We start from the raw sequence: 17,706 nt of genomic DNA on the forward strand, positions 1-17,706 counted from the left end.
CTGAGTAGACCCTGGCTGTGGCAAATGGCCACGAAGGCCGTTGAGGATCAGGACAATTCCAGCAGAGCCTGCTGCTTTGCCTGCCAGACGATCTCATAGGACCGCAGACGCTCCTTAAAGTCATAGGTCTCGGTATGAATCAGGAGTTCATCGGCTTGGGTGCTTTCCAGCAATTTCTGCAAACCTGCCCGCACCTCACCAGGGTCTCCAATGATGGCCGCTGCATACTGGTCTTCCACGGCCAGCCGCTCTTGAGGCGTCCACTCCATCGTTTCGGGCGGAGGCTTCAGCCGGCTGGAGCGGCCACGCCCGAGATCCAGCGCCTTTTGATACAGGGAGTGCATCAAACGCTTGGCTCTTGACCGGGTATCCGCCGCCATGACGGGAACAGCCACGATGACCCGCGGCCGCGGCTGGTGCAGAGAAGGTTTGAAATGCTCGCGATAGGCCGCTATCGCCTCATGCAGGCGGGCCGGCGAAAAATGCGCGGCAAACGCATAGGGCAGCCCAAGCTCAGCGGCCAAGCGAGCACTGATCAGGCTGGAGCCCAGCATCCAGATCGGAACGCTCAGCCCTTCGCCTGGGGCGCGGGTGAAGGGCTGCGTATTCAAGGCTGATTCCGTGCCTTCGTCGAATAGCGCAAGCAGTTCACGGACGCGCTCTGGAAACTCCCGGCTCGCCGTGATCATGTTGACCCGCAGCGCTTCCATGGTGGCGTAATCCCCGCCGGGAGAGCGACCTATGCCCAAATCGATGCGGCCTGGGTACAGGATTTCCAGCGTACCGAACTGCTCGGCCACGTATTGGGGGGTATGGTTCGGCAGCATGACACCGCCTGCCCCCACACGGATACGGCGGGTGGCAGCCGCTACCTGCCCAATCAGCACGGCGGTGGCCGAGGCGGCTACACCGTCCATGTTATGGTGTTCGGACAACCAGTAACGGTGATAACCCCAGCGATCGGCCTGCTCGGCCAGGGTAAGGGTGTTGCGCAGGGCCTCGCCTACCGACTGGCCAGCCGTGACAGGGGCAAGATCAAGTATCGACAGGCGGGTCTTGGCTAATGTCCGCATGGGCCTCTCCTTGATGATCGGCAGCGCAACAGGCGCTTTCAGACAGAATCCGAGAGTCGCGTACGATGCGCTGCTCAGGCGGGAGAATCAAGGCGTGCAGGTGGTTGATGCCAAAAAGATCGCACACGTCTGGCATGTTCAGACCCGATGGAAACGGTTGGACTGAAGGCCCGGATCTGTCGAGCCTTCAGTTGGATCACACCTCGTCGAGCTCAGGATAATGGCGGAAGATGCCGTTTTCGCTGAAGGGCAGGCGTCGATCGGAGGCCAGATAGGCCTTGATATTGGGACGCTGGGCTACCCGGGAGACCAGATCGACGACTTTGGGCATATCCGCCTCGATCCGCTGCATGGCCTTGGGCAGGGCATAACGCAGCCCGCTCACGACCTGGAAGAGCGACAGGTCGACATAGGAGAGCGAGTCTCCAACCAGATAGCGATCTCCCTTGGGGTTGTCCTCTAGAACGTGCTCGAAATAGTCGAGAAACTTGGGGATACGTTCCTTGATGAACCCTTCCGCACGGCGCTTGGCTTCCGTCTTCTGGTCTTCGTAATACAGCGAAGAGCCTATGGGATGATGAATGTCGTGGGCTTCGGTTACAAGGTCGGCAAGGGTCAGCTGCAGACCATGGGCCCACAGGCGTAAGGCCTCATCTTCCGGAGCCAGCCCGAGGCGGGGTCCCAGGAACTGCAGGATATTGGCAACATGGGAGACGATCAGATCGCCCGCCTTGAGAAAGGGGAGGGCGAAGGGGGGGAAGGGCGTTGCCTCGCCGTTCAGATAGGTTTCCATGACGGGCATGCCCAGGCCATCCTCTTCGGAGCCATTGCCCACATCCACGTAGTCAGCGCCGGCTTCTTCCAGCGCGAGGCGGATGAACTCGCCTCGTCCCTGAATGGTGGGCCAGTAATGCAGTTCGTAACGCATTGCTCGTCTCCTTTCAATGAGGGTCTCCCTGTGGGACAGACGATCTCATCAGGAGTTGTTTGCCTGTTTTCACGAACGAACAGCCGTCACAGTATCGGATTGCTCGGCTTATGGCGGAAGGCGCGCGAACAGCCGTTTGATTCTTCTGCGGTGACATCTGCCGCTCAGTCCGGTCTACCCCCTACAAGGCTATGCCTTCACCTTTACAAACAGCCAAGTCCGGTTGCCTGTAGATAAAGTATGAGAGGAGATGGGGATGTTGGGATTCAGTCTTCGTGGGTTGGGCCCGCTGGACGTACTCAAGCGGGCAGTCAAGGAATTCAATGAAGACGATATGGCGACTTATGCTTCGGCATTGGCCTATCAGATGTTCTTTTCGATGTTTCCTTTCATTCTGTTCCTGATCTCGCTGGTGGGCTTTCTGCATCTGCCCGACTTCTTCAACTGGCTACGCGAGCAGGCCAACTATGTCCTGCCGGCGCAGGCACTGGAGCAAGTCAATCCAGTGATCGATCAGCTTCAGCAAAATCAGCAGGGCGGCTTGCTGTCGGTAGGGATCATCGTGGCGCTGTGGTCGGCTTCGGCGGCAGTGCGCTCGCTGATGACGGCCCTGAACATGGCCTATGATGTCGAGGAAGGACGACCCGTCTGGAAGCGGTTACCACTGTCGGTGTTTTATACTATCGGGCTGGCGCTGATGCTCATCAGCGCTGCCGCCCTGATGGTTACTGGCCCGCAGTTCCTGAATTGGCTGACCAGCTACATTGGCCTTGAACAGGTCTTTATCACGGTTTGGACCTGGATCCGCTGGCCCGTTGCTGTGATCCTCCTGATGCTGGCCGTGGCGATCATTTATTACGCAGCGCCCGATGTGGAGCAGGACTTTCGGTTCATTACACCCGGCTCGGTGCTCGCTGTAGTGGTTTGGATTGCCGCCTCCTTGGGCTTTGCCTTTTACGTCCAGAACTTTGGCAACTACAACGCCATGTATGGCGGGATCGGCACGATCATCATCATGCTCCTGTACCTGTACATCTCATCAGCAGTGCTGCTGTTTGGCGCGGAAATCAACGCGGTGATCGAGCACCACTCCAACGAGGGCAAAGAAAAGGGCGACAAGAAGCTGGACGAGTAAACCACTCTAAGTCAGGGGCGCTGCCAGTCCGCATGGGTGAGCCGGTACAGGCAGTGCCGGCGCAGGGGGTGGCCAGCAGGGACGCGAGGATGATCGAAGTCTTCCTGAGTACTTCGCATTCCGAGCCGCTCCATCACGGCTCGAGAGCGGTGATTGCTCAAGGCTGTAAAGGCGACGATCTCGTCTAACGCCAGTTGCTCGAACCCGATGCGCAAGGCTTCACGCGCGGCCTCTGAGGCATATCCCTTTCCCCAGTAGGCCCTGACCAATCGCCAGCCAATTTCCACGCACGGCGAGCAGGGCAGACCTTCTGAAGCATTCAGGCCGGTAAAGCCGATGAATGCGCCTGTCTCCTTCAGTTCGACTGCCCAGAAGCCCCAGCCCTGCTGTTCGATTCTGTCCTGGATACGCTCACGCTCGGCCTCGCTGCCGGCAAAATCCAGTACACCCGGAAAGTATTCACGTACTTCTGGATCAGCGTTCAGCGCGGCATAAGGGAGACGGTCTTCGTCACGCCATGGGCGAAGCCGCAGGCGGGCCGTTTCGTAAAGGGCAGGCTCCAGAGACGGGTGCATATGGCTACCTTTGTTGCAAGGCCGCCACGGTCAGGCCAGACGTGATGAAGGCAATACCCGCGCCCCAATTGAGACCGCCTACGACGCGTGGGCGATGCTTCAGCCAGCGGGCCAGCCGCGAAGCACAGGAGCCCATGATGGAAAAGCCGATAAAGGTCAGCAAGGCAAACCAGGCGCCGTAGACCAGCATCTGGATCGTCACGGAGCCGCGGGCAGGGCTTACGAATTGGGGTAGAAAGGCCAGGACAAACAGGCCCGGCTTGGGGTTGAGCACAGCCGACAGCAGACCGGTAAGGAAGATGGTTTTCAGCGGCTGGTGAGCTGCCGGGGTGAAGGTGATCAGGTTGCGCGAACGCAATACCTTGATCCCCAGCCACAGCAGGTAGGCGGCGCCCACCAGCTTGACGACCCAAAATGCCACGGCTGATGTTTTCATCAGTAGCGTCAGGCCGAAGGTGGCGGCTGTGACGTGAAACAGGATGCCAACGCCTGAGGACAGTCCGGAAACGATGGCGGCCCGGCTACCCTGGCTCAGGCCACGGCCAATGGCAAGCAGATTGTCCGGGCCGGGAGACAGGATCAACAACGCGCAGGCTGCGGTATAGGCGAGCCAGATATCGATTGGAAACATGATCAGTCCTTGGATATTTTTTGTTCAGACCCAATAGTGATACAGGCGGATAAAGCCACGCCAGATCATACCCAGCCAACCGGGAAACAGGGTGGGCCAGATGAATGCTGCCAGCAAAAATAATCCCAGGCAGCCCCAGAAGTATCCTGTCCCGAGAAATCCGCCCGTGAAAGCCAGCCCCTGATTGAGCGCAAGCCATAGCAGCGCCGCTGTTACCAGGGTAAACGGCAGGGCGACCAGGAGGCTGATAATGCGGGTTTCAAGTGAGTGTCCGTCGTCCTTGCGGGCCATTGCAACTCCCTATCCATGAAAGGCACCTCCAGAGTATGGCAGTGTTCTGGTTGATCCAGCGTGCGGCAGTACCTGAATCGCGCCTATTCAGACGTTGCCCTTGTTGGCTTCGATCAGGCTAGACAATAGCTCGATGGCCCCTTCAGGATGCTCGACTTCGATGATCAGACGTTTGTACTGCTCATCTTCCAGGTCGATGATGATCGCCCGTTCCGCATGGCTGACATCCCAGAATACCTGCTCGCCCTCAAGGTAGAAGGTCCCGGCCGTCAGAATATTCGGAATCTTGGTGCCCGGCGCCTTCCAGCCTTTCCAGCCCTGCAGGACCGTATCGTCTTGGCGAGCCGCCAGGATATGCGATTGGGGGATCGTCAGCTGGCTCTTGAGTGCCCACAGCTTGTGAATGCCTTTGACGGTGAAGACGACGTTATTGCCTTCGATTTCGATCTCGACCATCCGCTGCTCCTCTCATCAGCCCGTTCTACAATAGGGCTGGCTAATACGTTTCTTGAATAGATAAGGAACAGCGTAGCCGCGGATCGTTCGTCGGGTAGAAAAGTGTCTATGCCGTTTCAAAACAGACAGGCTGGGCCAGAGTGCTCAAGCGTCCGGCACAGAGGATGTTGGCGCTGGGTCAGCCGCCGTCTGGTGGCTGATACCGTGAAACCAGAAAGCGGCCATCCGGCTGTAACACAACGCGATGGATCTCATCGAACCCTTCCTCGAAGCGTGGCCGCTCCAACCGTTTAAGGGTTCCGAAGAGTCCCGCTGGCGGCACCTGGCGGGCGCGTGACTGATTTCGCGCCTCGCAGCCACGCGGGTCCGGCTCGAAAAAATAGCCGATCACGGTAAAGCTGGCCGTTCGAGCGGGCTCGATGTAGCGTGCCCGCTCGGCAGCAGTGGGATTGGTGTTATCGATAACCACCTTCTGTTTGCCTTCCAGGCAGGCCGTCAGCAGAAGCCGCTCACGGTGGCGGGTGCGCAGCATGTCCCGGTTGATACGGACATGCGTGTCGAAAAAGCAGCGTTGGTAAAACGTCGACTTGCCCGCGGCCTGAATGCCTATGAATACGATCAGCTCCATGGCATCACAGTTCAGGCGATCCGGGCATATACGCGGGTGTTGCGTAGCGTGCCGTCCGGTGCCTTGCGCTCATGGTGCAGTGTCCCTTCAAGGCTGAAGCCTGCCCGTTCGCAGACCCGGCAGGAGGCAAGATTTTCCTCATCCGTGAGGATCTGGATGCGCTCGGCCTTGAGGTCAGTGAACGCCAGGTGCGTCATGGCGCTGACCGCTTCGGTGATGTAGCCCTGTCGGCACTGGCTGTCCCGGCACCAATAACCGATCTCCATGCTGGGTACGTTCCAGTCGATATGGTGAAAGCTGGCGCAGCCCACCAGCATACCGGTGGTTTTGTCGATCAACAGAAACGGAAGGTCCTTGCGTACGATAAAGCTCGATGCCGCAAGACGGCAGTAGGCTTCGGACGTATCGACTGATGGCTCGGTCATCACCCACGGCAGCGAGGCCGGAAAGCGGCGCAACGAGGCAAGCGACTCCACCACGGCCGCGTAGACCATGGGGCCATCACCGGCACGGGGAACCCGTAGCAACAGCCGTTGGGTTTCAAATTGTTCGGGAATGGTGCGCAGCAAGGGAGGAGTCATCGCAGTCCTTGGGGTATGTAATGGTTTAGACGCTGCTGGCCGGGTTGATCAAGGCGTTGAGGACGTGATCCTCCCAGACGCCATTGATCTTGAGATAGGCCCGTGCGTACCCCTCACGCTCGAAACCCAGACGCTTGAGCAGCCGCGCGCTGCGCTCGTTATGGGGAATATAGTTGGCCATGATGCGATGCAGCCTGCGCTGGGTGAACATGTAGTCGATACCGGTCCTGGCCGCTTCGAACATGAACCCCTTGCCCTGATGGCTTTCAGCGATGGAATAACCCAGGTGGCAGGCCAGAAACGAGCCCCGGATGATATTGGAAAAGTTGCAGCAGCCGATGATCGCCTCGGTGCGCTTGTCGACAATGCTGAAACAGCAGGAAGCACCGGCCATGAAATCCTGCAGGTTCAGGCGAATCCGCTGGCGAACCGTCTCGGGTGTATAGAAGGTCTCCTCCCGCAAGGGCTCCCAGATGCGCAGATGCTCGCGGTTTTCAAGCTCGAACCGCCGTCGCCGCACGACATCACGCTCGGTGGGGATGATCAGTCGGACCCGCTCTGCCTCTAACGTCAGGATGCTCATGGACTTTTATCTCTTATAAGCGCCTGAGCGTTATAACCGGAACATCACCCGGTTTTGTAGCGTTTTGGCAGATAAACCTCACTAGGCAAGCTCAAGTCGCATACGCTGTGGCTGATCTTCCCGTCCATCAGGCATGACGCGACCGGGCAGGTCGTGTTGCCACTTGAACCCGTGCGCTGCGTATACATGAATAGCCCGCCGATTGGATGTGTAGACATCCAGCTCAAGCGCGATAAAGCCGAATGCCCGGCTGCTTTCGATAAGTGTGCCCAGCAGGCGTGTGCCAAACCCCTGGTTACGAAAGGCTTTGTGAATCTGCATGCCCAGGAAACCCACTGAATCATCCCGGTCCGTCTGACCACAAACACTGGCCGGAAAGATTTCTCCCGAGCCGATAATCTGGCCCTCATGCTCAATAGCTTGATTGGGCCAGCCATGCGCCAGAGCCTGAATCAGGCTTTCCAGAATACGCTCCCGGGCAGGCGGCAGTTGCCGGTGAGTGTACAGCCCCTCCGCGCAGACGGAGGCGAAGAGACTGTAAAAGCCATCAAGGTCGGCACGCTCCGTCTGACGTATCAGCATACGAGTCCTTTCAGACGCTGCCCTCGCGCTCCACCACCAGAATGCGCGCCTCGCCATGAGGATGTGCGACATGCTCACAGCCGATTCCGGCAAAGAACACATCTCCTGTTTCCAGGCGTACGGACTTCTCCTCTCCGGCTTCGCGGTAATGCATATCGACAACGCCGTCGAGAACAGCAAAGACCTCTTCGCCATCGTTGACATGCCATTTGTAGGGCTGATCCGTCCAATGCAGACGGGTAGTGATTCCGCCCATGTTGGCAATGTCGAGCGCTCCCCAGGCTCGGCTGGCGGTAAAGTGCTTGCTGCGGATGATGTTCATGTAGACCTTGTATGCGGCTCAGGGGTGGAATTGGCCCAACGCGGCCATGAGTGACACGGCCAGCGCAGCGATAGCAGTGGCTCGAACGCAGTTGGCTTGCATCGTCTCGTCCAGACATTTCTGGCCATGAGGATAGCGACCCAAGGTCAGAACCTTGACGATGGGCCAGCCGATCCAGAACAGAATGGCCGCGAAAAGGGTGCCGAAAACGAACTCCAGAATGAAGTTGCCAATGACACTCAGAAGTCCATCCATGGTTCGCCTGCCTCCATCAATCAGTGGTCCTAGACAAAGACCGTTGCCTTGAACGCGTCGAGTGTTTCTGCCTGCGCCGACAGCTCGCGCAGGTGTGGAAAGCTGTCGGCAATAACGGCATTGGGCGTCATGTGCTGGGTAAAGCGCCACGCTACAGCCGTGGTGATGCCAGCCTGATTGATGTCGTCGGCGCCTGCCTTGAGCGGGCGGTTCGCCACTTCGGCTTCCAGCGTACCGTAGGCAGCCAGCAACTGCCCGATTACGCGGTCAATCCAGGGTTCATGCACCTTGTCAGCCGGGCGCAGCTTGCGCTCGTAGACGATCTGGACGGTTTTCTCACAGGCGGTCAAGGCGAGCCCGATGATGCGCAGCGCATGCTGACGCTCGGCCAGATCGCGTGGCATGAGGGTGCGTCCCGACTCGGCCGCCAGCGCCTCCACGTAATCCAGGATCAATGTCGAGTCCATCAGCACCGTGTCGTCATCGCACACCAGTGACGGTGCCTTCACGACCGGGTTGATTGACCGGAACTCCTCGAAGGCGCTGAAGACCGAAAGGGGATTGTGCTCGAAGGGCTGGTCCAGCAGGTTCAGCGAGACGGCTACGCGACGGACGTAGGGCGAGTCGAACATTCCGATCAGTTGCATGGTGGCTCCTGTGAGGTAGAGGCAAATCCCTTTCCTTATAACGGCTGCCGAGGCGGACTGCACGCGTTGTGCTCGTGCCTTGGATGTCAGGTACAGGCCCCTGAAGCATGGAGACCGCACTGTGCGCTGGGACAGGCGTTCAGAACAGCCATGACCGTTCGTCGCCAGGACTAACTGGTCCATCTAAAGCACATCCGCTCTAGCCTGCGGTTGCCTGGTGGCCAACGGCTGCCATTGATCCCCAGCCCCTTCAAAACCGCTGAAAATGACCTTCAGGCCGCTTCAGTCGGCATGATGTCAAGCCGATAGCCTGGAAGTGAAAAGCCAGAATGCCTTCGATTCTGGCACCTCGCGCCGTGTTGTTGACCCCTGAATAATGACAAACGTACGGGTTACTATCATGACCATCCTCCAACGTGTGATTGGTGGTTTTGCGCTGCTGTTAGTACTGCTGCTCTCCATCGTGGGCATCAGCTACCAGAGCACGCATTCCATCAGTGACCGGCTTTCCATCATTACCGGGCAATCGGCGCCGCTCAGTCAGGCCGCCAGTGAGCTCAACGTGCATATCTTGCGCGCCAATCAGGCTGTACTGGCCGTTCTTATCAGCCGTGACGGCCAACAGATTGCCGAAGGCAAGAAGCCCTTCGATGATAGCCTGGGGCGTTTCAATGAGCTCCTGGGAACCACGGTGCGTTACATTGACGATCGTCCCGAACTCAAGGAAAACCTGACTCAGCAGCGTGAGCTGAGCACGGCCTATGCCGAGCAGGCTGCCACGCTGATGAAGCTGCACGGCCAGCAGGTTGCCCTGAACATCCAGGCCCGTACGCTGCAAGGTTTTGCGACTCAGGAAGGCACGCGGCTGTCCAATATGCTGCGGGATTACATGGCCAGGCAGCGTGCCAATGGGTCCACTGACAGTGCAGCCGCTGCCGAGGCGCTGCTGCTGGAAATCGGTAAGACCTATGACCAGTTCGCCGGGCATGCGGCTGTTTCTGATATCGACAAGCTCAAACGCGCCTTGACGCTTCAGGATGAGGTCATCCGTGATCGACTCAAGGTGTTTGTCGCGCAGGATGGTCGGACTGGCCGGATTGTGACGGTGATGGTGAACCATTTGTTAAGGGACCTGACCGCTAACGATGGCCTTTTCTACATCTACCAGCAGGACGCAGCGCTGGCAGGGCAGGTTGCAGCCCAGCGTCAGGCTGTAGACGGCAATCTGCAAGCCGTGCTGGGCAAGATCGCTGAGTTTGGCAGTCAGGCCGTTGCCGTGGCCAACAGTGCCAAGGCCGGTGCCGATTCGACCATTTCCACCAGCCGCAGCCTGTTGCTGGTCGCTTGCGTCCTGGCTGTTCTGGCTGCCGTCCTGATCGGTGGTTGGGTCGCGCACAGTATCCGGCGTCCGCTGGCAACCTTCCGCGAGGTGCTCAAGCAGGTCACGAGCGGTGACATGCGCGTGCGCTTCGATGTCTCCCGCAAGGATGAGTTTGGCGAGCTGGGCGGCTATCTGAACGAGCTGACCGCCTCCCTGCAGGACACGCTGCGTGAGCTGACCCGCTCAGCCGACAGCCTGGCGCAGACGGCGGACAGTAATGCCGAGATCAGCGAGCGCACCACGCGTGCCGTGGATGAGCAGCGTGATCGCCTCAACTCTGCCGCCTCGGCCATGACCGAGATGGAAAGTACCGTGCATGAGGTCGCCAGACGGGCCAACGATACCCGTCAGGCGGTAGACGACACCCATGAGCTGACCAGTAAGGTGCAGGAGCGCGTCGCCGAAACCATCAGCAGCATTCGTCTGCAGGCCGACCAGATCAACAAGGCCTCGCTGGAAACCGACGAGCTTCAGGGCTACGGCAAGCAGATCGATGGCATTGTGGATGCGATTCGCACCATCGCCGAGCAGACCAACCTGCTGGCCCTCAACGCGGCCATCGAGGCGGCGCGCGCCGGTGAGCAGGGGCGTGGGTTTGCCGTGGTGGCGGACGAGGTGCGCTCCCTGGCGAGTCGTACACAGACCTCCACCAGCGAGATCCAGAAGATGATCGAGCAGATGCAGGGCAAGATCCACTCGGTCGTGAAGGTCATGAACGAGAGCCAGACCCAGTCCAACGACTGTGTTCGCCTGGCCTCCGGCGCAGATGAGCTGCTGGGCTCCATGAGCAGCGCGGTGAACAGCATCCGTGACATGAACATCCAGATCGCGGCGGCCACTGAAGAGCAAAGCGCGACCGTGCAGGAAACCAGCCGCATGGTCACGTACATCAACGATGCGGCCCAGCTGGCCGCCGAGGGTGCCGAGCGTACCGCACAAAGCAGCCAGGACCTGTCCGAAATGGCTCAGGTGCAGCGTCGGCTACTTCATCATTTCAGCGTGTGAGGCGAACATGAAACACTGGATGACCTCTCTACTCAGTGCCGGCCTGCTCCTGAGCAGTCTGGCCCAGGCCGCCACGCCCCTGATCGGCGTGGGTGTCGCCAAGAACAACGACAACTTCCAGGTCCTGCTGCGCAATAACGTACAGCGCCACGCCAGCAGTCTGGAGGCCGATGTCTTTATGGAGGATGCGCAGGATAACGGCACCTTGCAGATGCGACAGATTCGCAACCTGATCGCCTCTAAGGTGGATGCCATTATCGTGACCGTGGTGGACATGAAAACCGCACCGGAAATGACCCGGCTCGCCAACGAGGCGAAGATTCCGCTGGTTTTCATCAACCGTAATCCCGAACCAGCCGCCTGGGCGCCGCAGACTGCGTTCGTCGGTTCGAATGAGATCGAGTCAGGCACCTTGCAAATGGAAGAGCTGGCGCGCCGGGCCAACTACAAGGGCAACGTCGTTATTCTGGTTGGCGATCCAGGCAACAAGGCTTCGAAAATTCGTACCGAAGACGTAGAGAACGTTGTGGCCAAATATCCGAACATGAAGATCGTACAGAAGACCATTGCCCACTGGCAGCGTAGCGAGGCGGCGAGCACTGTCATGGACTGGCTCAAGCAAGGCGTGAGCTTTGACATCATCGCCGCAAATAATGATGAGATGGCTATCGGCGCTGTGATGGGGCTGGAGAAGGCAGGCAAGAATCCCAAGGACTACCTGATCGGCGGTATCGACGGCACACCCGATGCGCTCAAGTTGATGGATCAGGGCAAGCTGACCGTCAGCGTACTCCAGGATGCGGCAGGGCAAGCCAACGGTGCCGTAGAGGTTGCACTGCACATGATCCGGGGTGAGCGGGTCGAGCCTGTGAACTGGGTGCCTTTCAAGCTGATCACACCGGAAAACCGCAGTCAGTTCCAGTAACACAGACGAAAAAAGACCGGGCCAGGCCCGGTCTTTTCATATCAGTACCCTGCTGCCGCGCCGTTGCTACGGGGATCAAACGCGCCCTCGAACACACCGCTCGGATGGCGTACGGCCGCACCGGCATGGCCCATGGTCTCGCTGAAGGGGGGCAGGCTTTCCACGTCATGACCGCGCGCGCGCAGCGCCTCGAACACGTCTGCCGTAAAGCGGGACTCGAGCTTGAGCGTATCGGTGCTTTCACCCCAGGTCCGACCCAGCAGCCAGCGGGGCGCAGTGACTGCCTGCTGGAGCGGCTGATTGAAGATGGCGTAGCGGCTGAAAACCGCTGCCTGAGTTTGCGGCTGGCCATCGCCACCCATGGTGCCGTACACCAGGGTTCTTCCATCCTGGAGCCGTGCCGCGGCGGGGTTGAGGGTGTGAAAGGGCTTCTTGCCAGGCATGAGGGCCAGCAGATGATTGGGGTCCAGACTGAACGATGCGCCCCGGTTCTGCCAGTTGAGACCACTGGCTGGCAAGACCACACCGCTGCCGAACTCATGGTAGATGCTTTGGATAAACGAAACGGCCAGCCCGTTCCCATCGATCACGCCCATCCAAATGGTATCACCCGGCCCTTTGCCTTCGCCCCAGGGCGCCGCCTTTTGCGGGTCGATGGCCGCGGCCAGTCCTTCAAGATAGTCGGGGGTGAGGCACGCTTGTGGATCGATGGTCATGTGCTCGGGGTCGGTAATGTGCTCATCGCGTACCCGGAAGGCCAGTTTGGTCGCCTCGGCCAGCGTATGAATGTGCTCGGCGCTGTCGGCCGTGCAGCTGTCCAGCCCGGCGTAGTCGGCAATGCCAAGAATGAGCTGGGAAACCAGACCCTGGGATGGAGGTGTCAGGTTGTAGACCATCCCGGCGCTATGCTGAAGCGCCAGTGGCTTTACCCGGCGGGCGTAGTAGGCGGCCAGATCATTGCGTGAAACAGGAGAGCCCAGCGCCTCCAGATCATGGGCGATACTGGCTGCCAGGGCGCCACGGTAGAAGGTATCCAGCCCTTCTTCCGCCAGCTGATGCAGGGTGGCGGCCAGTCGTGGTTGTCTGAATAGGCTTCCGGCTACGGGTGCCTCGCCATTTTCCAGAAAGGTTTCGGCAAAGCCGGGAACAGACTCCAACTCGTGCCGCTTGCTGGAGGTGGCAAGATGCTGGGACAGCGTGACCGGAATACCGTCTGCGGCGTAATGGATGGCATCAGCCAGAAGGCGTGGTAATGGCATCTTACCGCCCAGCTCCCCGGAAACCGCCAACGCCTCCTGCCAGCCACCAACTGTGCCCGCAACGGTAAGCGCGGCTTTCGGGCCGCGTGTTGGAATACGATCCATACCCGCGTAGTGCTCGAGGGTGGCGTGGCTGCCTGCCGGGCCGCTGGCATCAATGGCAACCGGATCACCTTCAGGCGGAACGATCAGCCAGAAGCCATCCCCACCCAGGCTGTTCATATGGGGATAGACAACGGCAATGCTGGCCGCCGCGGCGACCATGGCCTCGATGGCATTGCCACCTTCACGCAGCACGGCCAGGGCCGATTGAGCAGCAAGACTGTGAGGAGCGACGGCAATTCCGCGGGCAGCAACAGTGGTATTAAGCATTCTTCTTTTCCTTGACGAACAAAGGGTCCCGCCGGGAGAGCAGAGGGGGAGACTCCGCTTATCTGGAGCCTCCCAGCCACTTCAGTTAAGCGACGCTGGAGTTCTTGGCGAGCCATTGACGGCGCATGCGTTTGAGCACGAACAGGGCCAGGGCCGCTGTGATCAGGTCAAAGCTGATGGCCACGGCGAACACCGGCATCCAGCTGTCTGTGGACTGGTGGAGCAGGGCGGCCATCGGACCGCCAAAGATGGAGCCGATCCCTTGAGCCATGTACAGGAAACCGTAATTGGTCGTGGCGTTGCGGGTGCCAAAGGTGTCGGTCAGGGTGGAGGGAAACAGGGAGAAGATTTCGCCCCAGCCCAGGAAGACTACACCGGAGAGCAATACGAACAGCACAGGGTTATCGCTGGTCAGTAGCCACAGGGTCATGGCAATGCCTTCTGCGAAAAAGGCGAAGGCCATAGTGTTTTCGCGGCCATATCGGTCCGAGATCCAGCCAAACAGCGGGCGGGTCAGGCCATTGCAGACACGGTCGATGGTCATTGCGAGCGGCAGTGCAGCCATGCCAAAGACCATGACACCGGTCATGCCAAAATCCTTGGCAAAGCTGGCCATCTGCGACGTTACCATCAGGCCTGAGGTCGACATCATCGCGAACATGGCAAACATGAGCCAGAACAGCGGCGTCTTGAGCATAGCCTTGGGTGCAATGTCCGGTGCGGTGCTGGAGGCAGGGCTGGTGTCGGCAATCCGCTCTGCCAACTCGGCTGGCGGTTGGCGCAGGAACTGTGCGGCGAGCAGGCCGACAATCCCTAGGATCAGACCAAAGGTGACCAGGGTATTTTCCATGCCAGCCGCTGCGAGGCTATTGCTGATGGGAAAGGTCGTGATCATCGCACCCATGCCGTAACCTGCGGCAACCGCACCGGCTGCCAGCCCCCGGTGATCAGGAAACCAGCGAACCATCAAGCCAACGATGCCCACATACACGATGCCGGTTCCCAAGCCCCCCATTAGGCCGTAGGTCAGGTAGATCATGGCGAGTGAATTGGCCTGACTTGCCAGAATCCAGGACAGCCCTGTGAGGGCACAACCAAAGGCGATCAGTTTGCGTAAGCCGAAACGGTCAATCAGAAAACCTTGTACTGGCGAGAAAAACGTTTGCAGGACGATCAGAATGGAAAAGGTAATCTGGATCTGAGCCAGTGAGACACCCAGCTTTTGGGTCAATGGCGCCGTAAACAATGTCCAGACATATTGCGGGCTTGAAATGGCCATCATGCAGACAACGCCTGCGGCCAGTTGAAACCAGCGAGTGCCCAGAGCGCTGCCTGGCGCGCGACTATCTACCAATATCTTCGTATTCATGGAAGTTTCCGAGGGCTATATAACGATATGAATACGAGAGCAATGGATATGCCAGCTTTATATATTCCTTATGTTTTAAGGTGTTGGCGTTAAAATATAAGGATATGTTCATCCATAAGTATAATTTGCTGCTCTAACTTGGTGCGCTTGGCACTTTTTTGAAGCTATTTAATATCTTTGTGAAATAAAAAAGCCCGCTTTAAGGGCGGGCTTTTTTATTCGAAATCAATGGGATGCAGTCTTAATAAATGTGTAAGGTAAATTTGCTCTGCTTCAAGATAAGTTAAGCATTGGTTTGAATAATATATTCAACTAAATATTTAATGCATACATATTAAATATCACAGGTTAGAACTTAACCCGATTATGCTTTTCGGGATAGCGCTAAAAAGCCAATGTATAGCGTGAAACGGACATCTTGCGGCTTGATGTTTTCCAGACGCATATAACCGCCCTGCCAATGGCGTTTTGCCCCGGCGTTCAATGGGCGAGCGCAGGTCACTGTCCGGGCGGGGCGTAGGCATTATGGGGACGCATGAAGACCCACATCGGCTACGGCATTGCTCACGATAAGGTGTCGACAGGGATTGGTTCTGATCTGCGTGGTCGACCAATGCCACTATCGGCTCGAACGGCAAGGGCAGTGGCAGAAAATGTCTGGGTGGGCCTTGCCATCAGTTACCGATGCGCAATCGGCTATACGGACAACAGTCCAAGAGAAGCCAAGAGAAACTCCACGATTGAAGACGGGGCGGACTATAGGCCTGGAAAGGACCTACTCAGCCGCTTGGCTGGCTAACATATGGGCTTGTTCAGGTTTTATTCAGAGTCCTGGGTACGCTGTTGGACAAGGGGTAGTGACGGGGCGACAAAATAATAGGCGGTAGTATCAAGCCGGATCCGGCTCAGCCGATAGCATCGTTATCGCAAAAACCATAGGGCGGTTTTTTGCCCACGAATGCTACCGGAGAGAAATCCAATGAATGCCCCCCAAGACTTCAACGCTGACGCCCAGGCGGCGGAGTTCAATTCACTCTGGTCAGCGATTGATCGCTCCCAAGCCGTCATCGAGTTTAACCTTGATGGCACCATCCTGCGCGCCAACCAGAATTTCCTCGACGCCTTGGGGTATCGGCTTGAGGAGATCGCCGGGCAGCATCACCGGATCTTCTGCGATGCCGAATACGCCAGTAGCATGTCCTATCGCCAGTTCTGGGAAAAGCTTGGCCGCGGCGAGTTCGATGCAGGGCAGTACAAGCGCCTGGGTAAGGGCGGCCGGGAGGTTTGGATTCAGGCGACCTACAACCCGATTTTCAATGCCGAAGGCAAACCGTACAAGGTGGTCAAGTTCGCGTCCGATGTGACCGAGGCTGTATTACGCAGCACCGACCACCAGGGCAAGGTCAATGCTATCGAACGCGCCCAGGCGGTTATCGAGTTCGATCTGACCGGCCATGTGCTGCGGGCCAACGATAATTTCCTGTCTGTGCTGGGCTATAGCCTGGAAGAGATCAAGGGCAAGCATCACCGCATGTTCTGTGACGAAGAACATGCCAACTCCACTGCGTACCATCTGCTTTGGGAAAAGCTTGGCCGTGGTAAGTTCGACACAGGGGTCTACAAGCGCATCAGCAAGGAAGGGCGTGAAATCTGGATTCAAGCGACCTATAACCCGATCCTGGACGCCGAGGGCAAGCCTTACAAAATCGTGAAGTTCGCTACTGATATCACGGCCTTGCAGATCAAGAGTGCCGAGTATGAAGGCAAGATTGCGGCCATTGATCGTAGCCAGGCGGTCATCGAGTTCGATCTGCTGGGCAACATTCTCCATGCCAACCAGAACTTCCTGTCGACCCTGGGCTATCGCCTGGAAGAGATCGTCGGCAAGCACCACCGCATGTTCTGTGAGGAGCATTACGTCACTTCAACCGCGTATCGGGACTTCTGGCAGCGTCTGGGGCAGGGGCAGTTCTTCAGCGACCGTTACATGCGCCTGGGCAAGTTCGGACAGAAGATCTGGATCCAGGCGACTTATAACCCGATCTTCAATGCCGACGGCCAGCCATACAAAGTTATCAAGTTTGCGACAGACATTACCCAGCAGGTGGAAATGGAGCAGTTGGTCAAGGCCAAGACGCAAGCCATGAGCAGCTCCGTACAAAACCTGACGCAATCGATCAACCACATTGCCCAAAGCACCGGGGAGGCAAATGGGCTGGCGCGCATGACGCAGGAAGAGGCCGCCCAAGGCGCCGAGACGCTCAAGCGCTCCGTTGAAGCTATGGCCGTTATTGCCAAGTCTGCTGAGGACATCCAGGACATCATTCAGGTCATCAGCGACATCGCCAGCCAGACGAACATGCTGGCCTTCAACGCAGCCATCGAGGCGGCGCGGGCGGGCGAGCATGGCCTGGGCTTTTCGGTCGTGGCGGACGAGGTGCGCAAGCTGGCCGAGAAATCGTCCCAGGCGACCAAGGAGATCAACAAGCTGATTCAGGAGTCCTCCAAGCGCATCACGGTGGGTAATGAAATCTCTCGAAGCGTAGGCGAAGCCTTCGAGCGTATCGCCAAGGGTGTAGTGCGTACCACGCGCTCCATCGATGCCATCAACGCCTCGACGGGCGACCAGCTGACGACGGCAGGTGAAGTGAACGAGCTGATTCGTGACCTCAATAACGTCACGTCCGGTGTTGGACCGCGTGGATGAC

19 protein-coding genes are annotated in these 17,706 nt (G+C 58.2%); 4 read left to right on the forward strand and 15 right to left on the reverse strand.

Features of this window, described 5'->3' with window-relative positions; translation table 11 throughout:
* Positions 1-47: 47 nt before the first annotated feature.
* Positions 48-1,073, reverse strand: a complete 1,026-nt coding sequence (locus tag HMPREF1487_RS10360) for an LLM class flavin-dependent oxidoreductase (RefSeq protein ID WP_010796594.1) — start codon at positions 1,071-1,073, stop codon at positions 48-50.
* A gap of 196 nt (positions 1,074-1,269) precedes the next feature.
* Complete coding sequence (locus tag HMPREF1487_RS10365) at positions 1,270-2,001, reverse strand: glutathione S-transferase (protein ID WP_010796595.1); 732 nt, start codon at positions 1,999-2,001, stop codon at positions 1,270-1,272.
* 256 nt (positions 2,002-2,257) lie between these two features.
* On the opposite strand from HMPREF1487_RS10365, the gene HMPREF1487_RS10370 reads away from it, so the two are divergent.
* Positions 2,258-3,136, forward strand: coding sequence for a YihY/virulence factor BrkB family protein (locus HMPREF1487_RS10370; RefSeq protein WP_010796596.1), 879 nt, complete (start codon positions 2,258-2,260; stop codon positions 3,134-3,136).
* An 11-nt stretch (positions 3,137-3,147) separates the two neighbouring features.
* Here HMPREF1487_RS10370 and HMPREF1487_RS10375 read toward each other — a convergent pair whose 3' ends face one another.
* From HMPREF1487_RS10375 to HMPREF1487_RS10425, 11 genes are all read right to left on the reverse strand, one after another.
* On the reverse strand, positions 3,148-3,711 hold the full coding sequence (locus HMPREF1487_RS10375) for a GNAT family N-acetyltransferase (RefSeq protein WP_010796597.1): 564 nt from the start codon (positions 3,709-3,711) through the stop codon (positions 3,148-3,150).
* Between the two features lie 4 nt (positions 3,712-3,715).
* Positions 3,716-4,342 (reverse strand): LysE family translocator, encoded by a 627-nt coding sequence (locus HMPREF1487_RS10380; RefSeq protein WP_010796598.1) that lies wholly within the window; start codon positions 4,340-4,342, stop codon positions 3,716-3,718.
* A 24-nt stretch (positions 4,343-4,366) separates the two neighbouring features.
* Complete coding sequence (locus HMPREF1487_RS10385; protein ID WP_010796599.1) at positions 4,367-4,633, reverse strand: hypothetical protein; 267 nt, start codon at positions 4,631-4,633, stop codon at positions 4,367-4,369.
* 87 nt (positions 4,634-4,720) lie between these two features.
* On the reverse strand, positions 4,721-5,089 hold the full coding sequence (locus HMPREF1487_RS10390) for a hypothetical protein (RefSeq protein WP_010796600.1): 369 nt from the start codon (positions 5,087-5,089) through the stop codon (positions 4,721-4,723).
* 178 nt (positions 5,090-5,267) lie between these two features.
* A complete protein-coding gene (locus tag HMPREF1487_RS10395; protein ID WP_010796601.1) occupies positions 5,268-5,717 on the reverse strand; it encodes an AAA family ATPase in 450 nt (149 codons plus the stop codon).
* Positions 5,718-5,728: 11 nt separating this feature from the next.
* Positions 5,729-6,298, reverse strand: a complete 570-nt coding sequence (locus tag HMPREF1487_RS10400; RefSeq protein WP_010796602.1) for a GNAT family N-acetyltransferase — start codon at positions 6,296-6,298, stop codon at positions 5,729-5,731.
* 25 nt (positions 6,299-6,323) lie between these two features.
* Positions 6,324-6,881, reverse strand: coding sequence for a ribosomal protein S5-alanine N-acetyltransferase (rimJ, locus tag HMPREF1487_RS10405; RefSeq protein WP_010796603.1), 558 nt, complete (start codon positions 6,879-6,881; stop codon positions 6,324-6,326).
* An 81-nt stretch (positions 6,882-6,962) separates the two neighbouring features.
* The gene (locus tag HMPREF1487_RS26300) at positions 6,963-7,463 is read right to left on the reverse strand and encodes a GNAT family N-acetyltransferase (RefSeq protein ID WP_010796604.1); all 501 of its coding nucleotides are present in this window, start codon (positions 7,461-7,463) and stop codon (positions 6,963-6,965) included.
* A gap of 10 nt (positions 7,464-7,473) precedes the next feature.
* The gene (locus tag HMPREF1487_RS10415) at positions 7,474-7,785 is read right to left on the reverse strand and encodes a cupin domain-containing protein (protein ID WP_010796605.1); all 312 of its coding nucleotides are present in this window, start codon (positions 7,783-7,785) and stop codon (positions 7,474-7,476) included.
* Positions 7,786-7,803: 18 nt separating this feature from the next.
* Entirely contained in the window at positions 7,804-8,040 is a 237-nt protein-coding gene (locus HMPREF1487_RS10420) for a hypothetical protein (protein ID WP_010796606.1), read from the reverse strand.
* A gap of 29 nt (positions 8,041-8,069) precedes the next feature.
* Positions 8,070-8,687: a glutathione S-transferase gene (locus HMPREF1487_RS10425; protein ID WP_010796607.1), complete on the reverse strand. Its 618-nt coding sequence runs from the start codon at positions 8,685-8,687 to the stop codon at positions 8,070-8,072.
* 400 nt (positions 8,688-9,087) lie between these two features.
* Here HMPREF1487_RS10425 and HMPREF1487_RS10430 point away from each other — a divergent pair, with 400 nt between their 5' ends.
* Together HMPREF1487_RS10430 and HMPREF1487_RS10435 are read left to right on the forward strand one after the other, a co-directional pair.
* Positions 9,088-11,073 (forward strand): methyl-accepting chemotaxis protein, encoded by a 1,986-nt coding sequence (locus HMPREF1487_RS10430; RefSeq protein ID WP_010796608.1) that lies wholly within the window; start codon positions 9,088-9,090, stop codon positions 11,071-11,073.
* Positions 11,074-11,080: 7 nt separating this feature from the next.
* Complete coding sequence (locus tag HMPREF1487_RS10435; protein WP_010796609.1) at positions 11,081-11,998, forward strand: substrate-binding domain-containing protein; 918 nt, start codon at positions 11,081-11,083, stop codon at positions 11,996-11,998.
* A 41-nt stretch (positions 11,999-12,039) separates the two neighbouring features.
* Here the strand turns inward: HMPREF1487_RS10435 and HMPREF1487_RS10440 are convergent, their stop codons facing one another.
* Complete coding sequence (locus HMPREF1487_RS10440; protein ID WP_010796610.1) at positions 12,040-13,629, reverse strand: gamma-glutamyltransferase family protein; 1,590 nt, start codon at positions 13,627-13,629, stop codon at positions 12,040-12,042.
* An 85-nt stretch (positions 13,630-13,714) separates the two neighbouring features.
* Positions 13,715-14,998 (reverse strand): oxalate/formate MFS antiporter, encoded by a 1,284-nt coding sequence (gene oxlT, locus HMPREF1487_RS10445; protein WP_010796611.1) that lies wholly within the window; start codon positions 14,996-14,998, stop codon positions 13,715-13,717.
* Positions 14,999-15,956: 958 nt separating this feature from the next.
* Between oxlT and HMPREF1487_RS10450 the strand changes: the two genes are divergently transcribed.
* Positions 15,957-17,705 carry a methyl-accepting chemotaxis protein gene (locus tag HMPREF1487_RS10450; RefSeq protein WP_371106365.1) on the forward strand — a complete coding sequence of 583 codons (1,749 nt, stop codon included), beginning with the start codon at positions 15,957-15,959 and terminating at the stop codon, positions 17,703-17,705.
* Position 17,706 lies beyond the last annotated feature (1 nt).

The organism is Pseudomonas sp. HPB0071, from assembly GCF_000478505.2.
Lineage (GTDB): Bacteria > Pseudomonadota > Gammaproteobacteria > Pseudomonadales > Pseudomonadaceae > Chryseomonas > Chryseomonas luteola.